This window comes from Streptomyces sp. NBC_00775 (assembly GCF_036347135.1).
GTDB classification, from domain to species: Bacteria; Actinomycetota; Actinomycetes; order Streptomycetales; family Streptomycetaceae; genus Streptomyces; species Streptomyces lutosisoli.
Window position 1 is genome coordinate 10,934,415 of sequence record NZ_CP108938.1, and the last position, 13,864, is coordinate 10,948,278.

Annotated in this window: 8 protein-coding genes and 1 pseudogene; 5 read left to right on the forward strand and 4 right to left on the reverse strand. The window is 69.0% G+C overall.

The features are described from left to right. Window positions 1-107: 107 nt before the first annotated feature. From OIC96_RS49025 to OIC96_RS49035, 3 genes are all read left to right on the forward strand, one after another. Entirely contained in the window at window positions 108-2,930 is a 2,823-nt protein-coding gene (locus OIC96_RS49025; RefSeq protein ID WP_443058519.1) for a glycoside hydrolase family 48 protein, read from the forward strand. Continuing rightward, window positions 2,927-4,462 carry a GH12 family glycosyl hydrolase domain-containing protein gene (locus tag OIC96_RS49030; protein ID WP_330301628.1) on the forward strand — a complete coding sequence of 512 codons (1,536 nt, stop codon included), beginning with the start codon at window positions 2,927-2,929 and terminating at the stop codon, window positions 4,460-4,462. Before OIC96_RS49025 ends, OIC96_RS49030 begins: the two co-directional genes overlap by 4 nt. Before the next feature lie 100 nt (window positions 4,463-4,562). Further along, window positions 4,563-6,689, forward strand: a complete 2,127-nt coding sequence (locus tag OIC96_RS49035; protein WP_443058520.1) for a glycoside hydrolase family 6 protein — start codon at window positions 4,563-4,565, stop codon at window positions 6,687-6,689. Between the two features lie 522 nt (window positions 6,690-7,211). Here OIC96_RS49035 and OIC96_RS49040 read toward each other — a convergent pair. The 3 genes from OIC96_RS49040 to tnpA form a co-directional block, all read right to left on the reverse strand. After that, the gene (locus OIC96_RS49040; RefSeq protein ID WP_330301627.1) at window positions 7,212-8,090 is read right to left on the reverse strand and encodes an ISL3 family transposase; all 879 of its coding nucleotides are present in this window, start codon (window positions 8,088-8,090) and stop codon (window positions 7,212-7,214) included. A gap of 279 nt (window positions 8,091-8,369) precedes the next feature. After that, window positions 8,370-8,939 (reverse strand): TetR/AcrR family transcriptional regulator, encoded by a 570-nt coding sequence (locus OIC96_RS49045; protein WP_330301626.1) that lies wholly within the window; start codon window positions 8,937-8,939, stop codon window positions 8,370-8,372. A 699-nt stretch (window positions 8,940-9,638) separates the two neighbouring features. Next, on the reverse strand, window positions 9,639-10,046 hold the full coding sequence (gene tnpA, locus OIC96_RS49050) for an IS200/IS605 family transposase (protein ID WP_330301625.1): 408 nt from the start codon (window positions 10,044-10,046) through the stop codon (window positions 9,639-9,641). A gap of 34 nt (window positions 10,047-10,080) precedes the next feature. Here tnpA and OIC96_RS49055 point away from each other — a divergent pair. Beyond that, window positions 10,081-11,300 (forward strand): annotated as a pseudogene (locus OIC96_RS49055) (RNA-guided endonuclease InsQ/TnpB family protein). A gap of 236 nt (window positions 11,301-11,536) precedes the next feature. Here the strand turns inward: OIC96_RS49055 and OIC96_RS49060 are convergent. Then, on the reverse strand, window positions 11,537-13,036 hold the full coding sequence (locus OIC96_RS49060) for an MFS transporter (protein WP_330301624.1): 1,500 nt from the start codon (window positions 13,034-13,036) through the stop codon (window positions 11,537-11,539). A gap of 187 nt (window positions 13,037-13,223) precedes the next feature. On the opposite strand from OIC96_RS49060, the gene OIC96_RS49065 reads away from it, so the two are divergent. Further along, window positions 13,224-13,766 carry a TetR/AcrR family transcriptional regulator gene (locus OIC96_RS49065; protein ID WP_330309922.1) on the forward strand — a complete coding sequence of 181 codons (543 nt, stop codon included), beginning with the start codon at window positions 13,224-13,226 and terminating at the stop codon, window positions 13,764-13,766. Window positions 13,767-13,864 lie beyond the last annotated feature (98 nt).

A 13,864-nucleotide genomic window follows, 5' to 3' on the forward strand; every position in this document is an offset into this window, starting at 1 on the left:
CCCGGACCGTTCCAGCGTGCCGCCGTGCCGGGATGGGGAGCAGCCCCGGCACGGCGGCACCTCCACCACCTCCACCACTCGCACCCGGACCCTCTCTTGGAGGACCTGTGTCCGCACACCCCGAATGGCCCGAAAGGTCCGCGTCACTCTCCCGGCGGTCCTTCGTCGGCGTGGCCGGCGGCGCGCTCGTCGCCCTCGGTGCCGGGCAGGCGCTTGCCCGGGCCGTCGAGGCCCCGGCCGGTTCCGCCGCACAGGCGGCCGCCGCCAACGGCCCCTACACGGAGGCCTTCCTCACCCAGTACAACAAGATCAAGAACCCGGCCAGCGGCTACTTCAGCCCGGACGGCATCCCCTACCACTGCGCCGAGACCCTGATCGTCGAGGCCCCCGACCACGGACACCAGACCACCTCCGAGGCGTTCAGCTTCTGGATCTGGCTGGAGGCGGCGTACGGCCGGGTCACCGGCGACTGGGCCCCGTTCAACAAGTCCTGGGAGGTCGCCGAGGCCTCGATCATCCCGCCGCACATTGACCAGCCCACCAACGACTCGTACACCCCCTCCAAGCCCGCCACCTACGCGCCCGAGCACCCGCAGGTCACCAGCTACCCGTCCCAGATGGACTCGTCCGTCTCCGTCGGCTCCGACCCCATCGCCACCGAACTCGCCTCCGCGTACGGGACGATGGACGTCTACGGCATGCACTGGCTGATGGACCTCGACAACGTCTACGGCTTCGGCAACAAGCCCGGCACCGGCGACGAGCTCGGCCCGGGCAAGATGGCGTCGTTCGTCAACAGCTACCAGCGCGGCGCGCAGGAGTCCGTCTGGGAGACCGTCCCGCAGCCCAGCACCGACCTCTTCAAGTACGGCGGTCCCAACGGCTACCTCGACCTCTTCGTCAAGGACGCCTCGTACGCGAAGCAGTGGAAGTACACCAACGCCCCCGACGCCGACGCGCGCGCCGTGCAGGCCGCGTACTGGGCGCTGACGTGGGCGACGGCGCAGGGCAAGGCGAGCCAGGTCTCCGCCTCCGTGGCCAGGGCCGCGAAGATGGGCGACTACCTGCGCTACGCGATGTTCGACAAGTACTTCAAGAAAATCGGCAACTGCACCAGCCCGACCGGCTGCCAGCCCGCCTCCGGCCGCGATGCCCAGCACTACCTGCTGTCCTGGTACTACGCCTGGGGCGGCTCCGCCGGCACCGGCGGCGGCTGGGCCTGGCGCATCGGCGACGGCATCGCCCACCAGGGCTACCAGAACCCCCTCGCCGCCTGGGCGCTGTCCACCATCCCCGCCCTCACCCCCAAGTCGCCGACCGCGAAGGGCGACTGGCAGAGGTCGCTCACCCGGCAGCTGGAGTTCCTGCGCTGGCTGCAGTCCGCCGAGGGCGCGCTCGCCGGCGGCTGCTCCAACAGCTGGGACGGCCAGTACGGCACCCCGCCGGCCGGCACACCGACCTTCTACGGCATGGCGTACGACTGGCAGCCCGTCTACCACGACCCGCCGAGCAACAACTGGTTCGGCTTCCAGGTCTGGTGCATGGAGCGCGTCGCCCAGTACTACTACGTCACCAACAACGCGACCGCCAAGGCGGTCCTCGACAAGTGGGTCGCCTGGGCCACCCAGCAGACCACCGTCGGCTCCGACGGCAGCTACCGCTTCCCCTCCACCCTTGGCTGGACCGGCGCCCCCGACACCTGGAACGCCGCGAGCCCCGGCGCCAACACCGGCCTGCACGTGTCGGTCGTCGACTACAGCGACGACGTCGGCGTGGGCGCGGCGCTGGCCATGACGCTGATCTACTACTCCGCGAAGTCCGGGGACGCCGACGCCGCCGGACTCGCCAAGTCCCTGCTCGACGCCATGGCCGGGCACGCGGACACCAAGGGCATCGCCGTCCCCGAGACCCGCCGCGACTACGACCGCTTCGACGACCCGGTGTATTTCCCTGCGGGCTGGTCCGGCACCTCCCCGCAGGGCGTGAAGCTGGGCTCCGGTACGACCTTCATCGGGATGCGGCCGTGGCTCAAGCAGGAGCCGGGCTGGTCGAAGGTGCAGACGTACCTCGACGGCGGCGCCCCGCCGGTCTTCACGTACCACCGCTTCTGGGCGCAGGCGGCGCTGGCGCTCTCCTTCGCCTCGTACGCCGAGCTCCTCGGCGACGAGGGCGGCCCCGGCGGCGGCAGCGACACCACCGCGCCGACCGTCCCGACCGGCCTGACGGTGACGGCGACGACCGGCACCAGCATGTCGCTGAGCTGGACGGCGTCCACCGACGACACCGGTGTGGCGGCGTACGACGTCTACCGCGACGGCACCCCGGTCGGCACCCCGACCGCGACCACCTACACCGACACCGGGCTCTCCGCCGCCACCGCCTACCACTACCGGGTCGCCGCCCGCGACGCGGCGGGCAACGCCTCCGCACTGTCCGCCGAGGTCACCGGCACCACCAAGACCGGCGGCGGTACGGGCGGGGCCAAGGTCCAGTACAAGAGCACCGACTCCAACGCCACCGACAACGCCCTGGGCATGTCCCTGAAGGTCGGCAACACCGGCGGCGGCGCGCTCAGCCTGTCCACGGTGACCGTCCGCTACTACTTCACCGGCGACGGTGGCCCGTCCACGTACACCACCTGGTGCGACTGGGCGATGCTCGGCGCCGCCAACATCACCCACCGGGTGGTCGCCATGGGCAGCCCGAAGACCGGCGCGGACCACTACCTGGAGGTCGGCTTCAGCGCCGGCGCGGGCAGTGTCGCCGCGGGCGGCGACTCCGGCGAGATACAGCTGCGCGTGCACAAGAGCGACTGGTCGAACTTCAATGAGACCGACGACTACAGCCACGGCACCAACTCGTCCTTCGCGGACGCCTCCAAGATCACCGCGTATGTCGGCGGCGAGCTCGTCTGGGGGACGGCGCCGTGACAGGACGACACCTGCGCGGCGCCCTCGCCGCCACCGCCGCGGGCATCCTGCTCGCCGGGCTCGCGCTGTTCACCGGCGCGGGCCCGGCGGCGGCCGCGCCGGTCACCGACTGCACCCAGTGGGGCACCACCGAGATGCAGGGCGGCGCGTACACATACCAGCAGAACGAGTGGAACTCCTCGGCACGCCAGTGCGTCAGCGTGGACACCGCGACCGGCGCCTGGAAGGTGACTGAGGCGAACTTCTCGCTCACCACGGCGGGGCCGCCGGCCACGTACCCGTCCAGCTACAAGGGCTGCCACTGGGGCGCGTGCACCGCGAACAGCGGCCTGCCGATCCGGGTGAGCGAGCTGGGCAGCGCCCGGTCGACGTTCGACACCACGCAGGTCGCCTCCGGCGTCTGGGACGCCGCGTACGACCTGTGGTTCAACTCCACGCCCACCACCGACGACCAGCCGGACGGCACCGAGTTGATGATCTGGATCAACCACCGCGGCGGCGTCCAGCCCATCGGCTCCCGCACGGCCACGGTCACCCTGGACGGCCGGACCTGGGACGTGTGGACCGGGCCCGGCGCCTCCGGGTGGAAGGTCGTCTCGTACGTGCTGCAGGGCGGCGCCACCGCGGTGACCGACCTCGACGTGAAGCGCCTCGTCGACGACGCCACCGCACGCGGCCAGATCAACCCCGCGCACTACTTGATCGACGCCGAGGCCGGCTTCGAGATCTGGCAGGGCGGCCAGGGGCTGGGCGTGAACTCCTTCTCGTTCGACGCCAGTAAGGACCAGGCAGGCGGCGGGGACACCACGCCGCCGACCGCGCCCCGCAACCTGCGGTCCACCGGATCGAGTTCGTCGTCCGCCTCGCTGGCCTGGGATCCCGCCACGGACGACGTCGGCGTCACGGCGTACGACATCTACCGCGGCAGCACGCGCGTCGGCTCCACCGGCGGCACGGCGTACACCGACACGGGGCTGACGGCGTCCACCGCGTACAGCTACACCGTGCGCGCCCTGGACGCGGCCGGGAACGTCTCGCCGCCCGCCGGTCCGGTGAGCGTCACCACCGCGTCGGCGGGTGGGGCTGGTACCGGCAACCTGAAGGTGCAGTACAAGACGAGCGATACGAGTCTGACGGACAACGCCATCGGGATGAACCTGCAGTTGGTCAATACCGGGAGCAGTGCGCAGAGTCTGAAGGATGTCGAGATCCGCTACTGGTTCGACGACTCGGCTTCCTCGTACACGACGTGGTGTGACTGGGCGCAGATCGGCTGCTCGAACCTCACCCACTCGGTGTCGACGAACGGCACGACGACCGGGGCCAGTCGCTACCTGAAGGTCAATGTCACCGGCGGCACGCTCGCCGCGGGTGCCTCGACGGGTGACATCCAGTTGCGGCTGCACCGGGCCGACTGGTCGAACTTCAACGAGGCCGACGACTACAGCCACGGGACCGCGAGTTCGTACACGGACGCACCCAAGATCGGCGTCTACTCCGGCGGCCAGCTCCTGTGGGGCACCGCGCCCTGATCCACCCCCAGACACCCAGTGGCGGGAATCCTTCCCGCTGCCTCCCGCCACCGGGCCGTACCTCCGCACACCCTTATTCGAGAGGAGCACCAGAGCCGCGATGAACACCACCACGCACCTCAGACGCAGGAGCCGCTTCAGGAGGCTCGCGGCGCTGCTGCCGGCGCTCGCCATGGGCGCCGCGCTCAGCGTCGCACTGCCGGCCGCGCCCGCCTCGGCGGCCGCGGCGGCCCGCGTCGACAACCCGTACGTTGGCGCCAAGCCGTACGTCAACCCCGACTGGTCCGCCAAGGCGAAGGCCGAGCCGGGCGGCTCCGCCATCGCCGATGAGCCCAGCTTCGTCTGGATGGACCGGATCGCCGCGATCACCGGCACCTCCAACGGCCGCGGCCTGCGCGCCCACCTCGACACCGCGCTGACGCAGGGCGCCACGCTCTTTCAGGTCGTCATCTACGACCTGCCGGGCCGCGACTGCTCGGCGCTCTCCTCCAACGGCGAGCTGAAGGCGGAGGAGCTCAGCCGGTACAAGTCGGAGTATATCGACCCGATCGCGGCGATCCTCGCCGACCCGAAGTACGCCGCACTGCGGATCTCCGCGCTGATCGAGCCGGACTCGCTGCCCAACATGGTCACCAACGCGGGCAGCGCGGCCGGCGCCACGGACGCCTGCCGGCACGTGAAAGAGCTGGGGGCGTACGAGCACGGCGTGGGCTACGCGCTGAACAAGCTCGGCGACATCCCCAACGTCTACAACTACATCGACGCAGGCCACCACGGCTGGCTCGGCTGGGACACCAACTTCGACCCGGCCGTCGACGAGTTCAAGATCGCCGCCACCACCGAGGGCGCGACGGTCGACGACGTCGCCGGCTTCATCGTCAACACCGCCAACTACGGGGCGCTGCACGAGCCGAACTTCAAGGTCACCGACTCGGTGAACGGCACCACCGTGCGCCAGTCCAAGTGGGTCGACTGGAACTACTACGTCGACGAGCTGTCCTACGCCCAGGCGCTGCGCGACCGCCTGGTCAGCCGCGGCGGCTTCAACTCCGGCCTCGGCATGCTCATCGACACCGCCCGCAACGGCTGGGGCGGCACCGCACGACCCACCGGACCCGGCCCGCAGACCTCCGTCGACGCCTACGTTGACGGCGGCCGCATCGACCGCCGCCTCCACACCGGCAACTGGTGCAACCAGCAGGGCGCCGGAGTCGGCGAGCGCCCGCAGACCGCGCCCGAGCCGGGCATCGACGCGTACGTGTGGGCCAAGCCCCCGGGCGAGTCGGACGGCAACAGCGAGCCCATCGACAACGACGAGGGCAAGGGCTTCGACCGGATGTGCGACCCGACCTACGGGGGCAACGCGCGCAACGGCAACAACCCGACCGGCGCCATGGCCAACGCCCCGCTGGCCGGCCGCTGGTTCTCCGCACAGTTCCAGATGCTGCTGACCAACGCCTACCCGCCGCTGAACGGCGGCGGGGACCCGGGTACCGACACCGAGGCGCCGAGCGTCCCGGCGGGGCTGAAGACGACGGGCGTCACCTCGTCGTCGGTGTCGCTGTCCTGGACCGCCTCGACGGACAACGTGGGCGTCGCGTCGTACGACGTCTACCGCAACGGGACCCTCGTCGGCTCCACCGGCGGCACGACGTACACCGACAGCGGTCTGACCTCCTCCACCACCTACCAGTACAAGGTGCGGGCGCGGGACGCCGCCGGGAACGCCTCGGCCCAGTCCGCCCAGGTCGCCGGCACGACGACTTCGGGCGGTGGGACTGGTACCGGCAACCTGAAGGTGCAGTACAAGACGAGCGATACGAGTCTGACGGACAACGCCATCGGGATGAACCTGCAGTTGGTCAATACCGGGAGCAGTGCGCAGAGTCTGAAGGATGTCGAGATCCGCTACTGGTTCGACGACTCGGCTTCCTCGTACACGACGTGGTGTGACTGGGCGCAGATCGGCTGCTCGAACCTCACCCACTCGGTGTCGACGAACGGCACGACGACCGGGGCCAGTCGCTACCTGAAGGTCAATGTCACCGGCGGCACGCTCGCCGCGGGTGCCTCGACGGGTGACATCCAGTTGCGGCTGCACCGGGCCGACTGGTCGAACTTCAACGAGGCCGACGACTACAGCCACGGGACCGCGAGTTCGTACACGGACGCACCCAAGATCGGCGTCTACTCCGGCGGCCAGCTCCTGTGGGGCACCGCCCCGTAACCCGCAAGGCCTGACTCACGTACGGCGCGACGCGCCCCCGGGGTTTTCCGCTCCGGGGGCGGTGGGCCTGTCGCACAGCTCGCCCGCTCCAGTACAGCGGTCGGCGAGCCAGCGGCCTACTGCCCGGTCCAGGGCATCACCGTCGATGCCAGCCAGGAACCGGCGGACCGTTGTCTCAGCCGGAAGGCAACGGCCGGGGAACACGGGGTCGGCGCGTACGCCGAGCCGTTCCCGAACCTGGGGAGGGGCGTCGGCGTTGCAACCCGTTGACACCGCAGTAGGTCAGCGGGTTCTGGACACCAGCATCCTCCGGTCCTTCAGCCCGGAGAGCAGCAGCGTCGGATTCCTTCGTGCGTTCCGGGCGCTCGACGCTGAACAGGTGTTCATCTGATTTCCCACTCGCGGCTCGTGCTGTTGAAACGGACGCGTGTGTTGCTTCGGTTTGTCGACTGCGTGTAGCTGGCGGCTCCGTCGACGCTAGCCCCGCTGCCGGCGATAGTGACGGTGAACGGGCCGTTACCTTTAATCTCGTGCGTCTCGCCATCGAACGGGTCCACGGGGAGCGTGACCGTCTTCCCGGAAGCTGTGACGGTGACGAACCCCGCCGCTGCACCTGGCAAGGGCTCGCAGGCAGCGGCGGTGCTGGGCGACGGTCCGTTCTGCGGCCTCGCTCAGGTTGTGCCAGAGGTGCCACCGGTCCGCGACCTGGACGGCCTGCGGGGCGCCGGTGGAGGCGCCTTCGGCGAAGAACGGCGCACGGTCGCGGCTGACGACCTCAACGCCCGGCCGTTCGGCGAGCCAGGCCGCCAGGCTGGACGCCTCCCGGTCCGGCAGCAGATCGACGGGGCGGCGGGTCTCGATGTCGACGAGGACGGTGCCGTAGTGGCGGCCCTTGCGGGTGGCGTACTCGTCGACGCCGACCACCCGCGGCGCGGGGACATCGGGCTCGGGCAGCGCATCGACCAGCCGGAGCACCGTGCTGCGGCTGACGGACACCCCGAGAACGCGGGCGATGCGGGCTCCGGCCCGGCCCGCGAGGGCCAGGCCGACCGCGGCCAGGGTGGAGCGCAACCGCTCGGTCCGCTGACCGTGCCGACGTGTCAAGCCGGGTATCTGCTCGACGAAGGTACGGCGTGCGCAGCCCGAGTTCCCGCAGGTGAACCGACGGACCCTCAACTGGAGAACAACGCTTCGGCCACCGCTCGGCACATCAGCGGGAAACCGCAGGTAGGAACCATGAACCCGGTTCGACCAGACTCCGCAGACCGGGCACAGGGTACCGCTCGCGATGCATTGCGCGTCAACGCGCACTATCTCGATGTTCACGTCCACCGACAGCACCGCGACGTCCGCGATCGACGGGAACAACAACTCCTTCAGCCAGTGTGCGACCTCTTCCACGGCCCCGAACTGTCGGCCCAACTGTCTTGTCCACGGACCGTTTTCGGGCGACTTCGCGCGCGGCTCGAAGGTGTCCGGATGCCACTCAGAGTGGCCATGTCACAGAAGTTGAGCCAGAACCGCTTGAAGTGAACGAAGCCAGGGCGCGAAAGTGTCATCCGCGCAGCGGTCGCCGAGTTCGCACTCAAGCTACGGCACCTCTGATCTCCGGGAGTCAGGGACATGAAGCCATCAACCCGGGGAGCGCACGGTCAGGGCACCTGCTCGAAAAGGGATGCGTCAGCGCATGCCTGCCGCGCCGAGCAGGGTGGCCACCGTGGGCGCGACGAGCCCGGTCAGTTTGTCGGCGCCGATCCCGGCGCGGGCGCTGGCGCCGTCGAAGACCAAGATGAGCTGCCGGGCCAGCAGGTCGGGATCGCTCGCCCCGCCCTGTTCGGCCTCGGCGCGGAAGAAGGCCGTCAGGTTCGCCTTGACCCGGTGGGCCACCCGGCTCGCGGGGTGGCTCTGGTCTTTGAGCTCGATCTGAGCAGCCAGGTATCGGCAGCCTTGGAAGTCGGGCGCACCCGCCTGCTCCTCCAACTGGTCGAAGACGTGCAGGATCCGCTCGCGAGGTGACCGACCGTCGTCCGCCGCGGGCAGGAGGGTCGCCACGAAGGCGGAGGAGCGCTCCTCCAGACTCGCCGCGAGCAGTTCGTCCTTGCTCTCGAACAGCTGGTACAGGGAGCGCTTCGACACCCCGGCCGCCCTGCACAGTGTGTCGACGCCGATGCCGACACCGTCTCGGTAGGTGAGCGTGGCCGCTGCCTCCAGCAGCCGCTCTCTGGTACTTGGCTTCACTTCGGTGGTCATACCGCGAGGTTAACTCGATGTGGACAAAATGAAAACCGATCGGTTTACGGCGCTTTGCCGGGCGATCTTCGCGCCGCCCACGGGCCGGGCGGGCATGTGAGTACGGTTCCGCTACGCCGGGGCGGCGGTCTTCTCGGGGCTTCGTCCGGGCGAGGACGCGGTGCGGCCCCTGGCGGCCGCCCGTCACCCCCGAAGCCGGCGAGTGCGGCCGCGATGAGGCCGACGGCCATCCACACCCAGCCCCTGGCCGGGCTCGCGCCCACTGGGCGCCGTTGTAGAGGATCGAGCGGATACCGCCGGTGTCCTGCGGCAGTGGCTCGAACTCTGCGAGGAAGCGGTAGCAGACGGGCAGCACCCTGAGCCCACCGATCCCGGAGATCGCGATGGCGCACACCGGGTACAGCCACAGCAGCGGCAGACAGGAGGGGCACATCCCCATGAGGCCGGCCGCGCCCGCCAGACCGGTGTGACCATCGGCCCCGGAAATGCAGCCCATCGTGGATCTGACGCGGTGTTGACGGAAGATGCCCGCTACCGGGATTCATTCGTAGTGCTCCGGCCTTCAGGCCGGGGGTGAAGCGAATCTGACGGTGGCGACGCGGAGCGTCGCGGATTCCGGTCCGGCGGAGCCGGATGCCGCGTATTCACCACCATGGCGCGGAGCGCCACGATGGCCGGTCCGGCGGAGCCGGGCGATGCTCACACCGGCCGGTGCTGCTGTTCGATGTACTGCTTGACCACCGAGAGCGGGGCGCCGCCGACGGTGCCGGCGAAGGAGGACCCGGACCAGAGCTTGTTGGCCCGCCAGTAGTGGCGTGCCAGGTCGGGGAACTCCTGGCGCAGTCGGCGGGAGGAGACGCCCTTGAGAGAGTTGACGAGTTTGGTGACGGCGACCTTGGGCGGGAAGTTCACCAGAAGGTGGACGTGGCTGTCCTCGCCGTCGAACTCCACCAGCTCGCACTCGAAGCCCGCGCACACCGACCGCATGATCTCCTCCATACGCGTCAGGTGATCGTCCGTGAATACGTTGTGCCGGAACTTTGTCACGAAGACCAAGTGCACATGCATCACGAAAACACAGTGCCGACCAGTTCTAATCTTCTGCATGCCGCCGGTAACTCAAGTGTCTAGCGTGGCGGTCATGCAGCTTCGGTACGGCTTCCGCCTGTACCCGGACTCCGGCCAACGCGCAGCCCTGGTGAGGGCGTTCGGGTGCGCCCGCGTCGTGTTCAACGACGCCGTGCGCGCCCGCGAGGACGCCCGCAGAGCGGGCGAGGCCTTCCCGACGGCCGGCGAGCTGTCCAGGAAGTTGATCACCGCTGCGAAGCAGACCGAGGCCCGGTCCTGGCTGGGTGAGGTCTCCGCCGTCGTGCTCCAGCAGGCGCTGCGCGACGTGGAGGCCGCCTACAGGAACTTCTTCGCCTCCCTCAAGGGCCAGCGGCAGGGCGCGAAGATGGGCCCCGGTTCAAGTCCCGCAAGGACAACCGGCAGTCGATCCGCTTCACGGCCAACGCCCGCTGGTCGATCACCGATTCCGGGCGGCTGAACCTGCCGAAGATCGGGGCGGTGCGGGTGAAGTGGTCACGAACTCTGCCCTCCCAACCCCCTTCGGTCACCGTGATCAAGGACGCGGCCGGGCGGTACTTCGCCTCCTTCGTCATCGACACCGACCCGCACGCCGACGCCACCCGGATGCCCGACACCGACCAGATGGTCGGCATCGACCTCGGCCTGACCCATTTCGCGGTCCTGTCCGACGGCACGAAGATCGACTCCCCGCGGTTCCTGCGCCGCGCGGAGAAGAAACTCAAAAGAGCCCAGCGGGAGTTGTCCCGCAAGCAGAAAGGCAGCAAGAACCGCGAGAAGGCCCGCCTCAAGGTCGCCCGCGCCCACGCACAAGTGACCGATGCCCGCCGGGAGTTCCACCACCAGCTCTCCACGAAGCTGATCCGCGACAACCAAGCGATCGGTGTGGAAGACCTGGCGGTCAAAGGACTCGCGCGCACCAGGCTGGCCAAGAGCGTCCACGACGCCGGATGGGCGGCGTTCGTGACCATGCTGGAGTACAAAGCGGTCAGGTACGGCCGGACCCTGGTCAAGATCGGCCGGTTCACACCGACCTCCCAGGTCTGCTCGGCCTGCGGGGCCAAGGACGGGCCCAAGCCCCTGAACGTCCGGGAATGGACCTGCACCGCCTGCGGGACCCTCCATGACCGGGACCACAACGCCGCGATCAACCTCAAAACGGCCGCCGGACTGGCGGTTGCAGCCTGCGGAGCGCAGGTAAGACCAGGACTCGTCCCGGCACAGCGCGAAGAAACAGGAAGCCACGGATCCCCGCCCGAACCCCATGCCGCGTAGCGGCACAGCAACGGACGAGAAGGCCAGAATCCTCGCGCTTCAGCCCGAGGAGCAAGTCAACTGCGAGGATCAGTTCCCTGAAGACGGATCGCGCGCATAGCAGTGGGCACCATCTCGGAGACTGCCCTGCCTTCCTACGCTGATCTGTGCCTTGAGGACACCAATCAGCGCAGGTAGCAGGGCATTTCCCGCAGTCCACTCGTTGTGGCAGGCGCGTATCCCCGGTGGATTCAGGCTCAGTGGGCGATCACGGGCTCGCCCTCCGACGGCGCCAGGGCTGAATTCGGCATCAGGAACGCCGCGAGCACGGCACCGACGACGAAGATCCCGGCGCCCCATGCCAGGGTGGCCGTGTAGCTCTCGACCCCGGCCTGGGCCGCGGTCAGCGCGCCGGGCTTGTGCGAGGAGAGGTAGTCGGTCGCGGCCGATGAGGCAACGGTGGTCAGCAGTGCCGTGCTGATCGAGCCGCCCACCTGCTGGCTGGTGTTGATCAGCGCCGAGGCGACGCCCGCGTCCTCGTGGTGCACGCCTGCGGTCGCACCCTGGAATGCGGTGGTCATCACCCCACCGATACCGAGACCCAACAGGATCATGCCCGGCATGATGTTGGCGAGGTAGCTACTGTCCAGCGTGAGCTGGGTCAGCAGGGCCATGCCGGATGCGGAGACCAGGAAGCTGACGCTGACCACGGCCTTCGGGCCGACCTTGGGCAGCAGCAGTGTAGGCACCGTGGTCGACGAGGCGACGATGCCGCCGACCATTGGCAGGAAGGACAGACCGGCCTCGATCGGCGAGTAGCCGATGCTGGCCTCCAGGTAGTAGGTCAGGAACAGGAAGATCGAGAACATTCCCATGCCCAGGACGAACACGGCCAGGAACGAACCGCCTCGGGTCCGGTCCAGCACGACGCGTAGCGGCAGCAGCGGATGCGCGACCCTGAGCTCCAGCCAGGCGAAGACCGCGAGCAGCACCACGCCGCTGATCACGGAGCCGAGGGCGACCGGGTCGGTCCAACTGGTGGATTCGACGTGCGCGAACCCGTAGACGATGCCGAACAGTGCGGCGCTCACTGTGACGGTGCCCGGAATATCGATTTTGGGTCGCTCGGTGACCACGGGCTTGGCCAGCAACAGCAGCGCACCGGCCAGCGCGACGGCCGCGAAGATGACGTTCACGTACATCACCCAGCGCCACGACGCCCATTCGGTCAGCATGCCGCCGAGCAGGAGTCCGACCGCTGCGCCCGCACCGGACAACGCACTGAAGATGCCGAAGGCTTTCGGCCTTTCGGCCGGCTGGGTGAAGGTCACGCTGAGCAGTGAGAGCGCCGCGGGCGCGAGCAGCGCGGCGAAGAGGCCCTGGGCCACACGCGCCGCGACGAGCATCTCGAAGCTGCTGGCCGCGCCGCCGACGACGGATGCGCCCGCGAAACCGATCAGGCCGGTCACGAAGGTCGTACGTCGGCCGAACAGGTCGCCGAGTCGGCCCCCGAGCAGCAGCAGGCTGCCGAACGCCAGGGCATACCCCGTGATGACCCACTGCCGGCTGCCGTCGCTGAAACCGAGGTCGTGTTGCGCTGCGGGCAGCGCGATGTTCACGACTGTCGCATCGAGCGTGACCATGAGCTGCGCCACGCCCAGCACGACGAGCACCCACCAGCGCACGGCGTGTGAGCCGCGGCGGCCCGAGTCTGCTTTCCCGGAGGCGGGTGCCTCACGGTCGAAGGTGGTAGTCATGTCTTCCCTTTGTTGCTGGTCATAGGCTGAACACCGACCGGAAACCGATCTGTTTCCACTCAGGTAAACAGATCGGTTTCCATGGCGCAAGTGAGCGGGGAGCCGCTGACCTGTGAGCGATCCGAAAACGCGCACGCCCGCGCCCGCGCCGGCCGCCCTTCTCTGCCCGAAGGCCAATGCCTTCCAGCTGCGCCGCTGCAAGAAGGCCGCGCGGTCGACGATGGCGAGCGAGGGCGTCACTATCGGCGTCGAGGCGTTGTGTAAGGCGGCGGGGGTGTCCAAGCGCTCGATGTACCAGCTGTTCGAGAGCAAGGACGACCTGCTGGCGGCGAGCCTGGAGCGGCGAGCCGCTTCCTGCGCTGCCCGTCTCCTGCCTGAGGCAGGAGACGGGCTTTCCGCCCGGGGGCGGATCCTGCATGTCTTCGAGCAGTTGGAGTCGCAGGCGGGGGCGCCGGAATTCAAGGGCTGTGCGTACCTGGCTGTGCAGATCGACCTGAAGGATCAGAGCCACCCCGCCAGCCGGGTGGCCCACCGGGTCAAGGGGAACCTGATGGCCTTTTTCCGTGCCGAGGCCGAACAGGGCGGGGTGAGCGATCCGGGACGGCTGGCCCGGCAGCTGATGGTGGTCTTCGATGGCGCCAGTGCCCGTGCGGGGATCGGCGCCGACAAGCTGACGGGGCTCGTCGCGCCCATGGCGGCCGCCCTGCTCGATGCGGCAGGCATGCGCTGACGCATCGAGCAGGGCGGCCTGGGCAGACGGATGTGCGCTGCGATGGAGCGTCGACAAACGTCCCTCCCAGCCAAACGGGAGGAAGGCGCAGGGCTCCG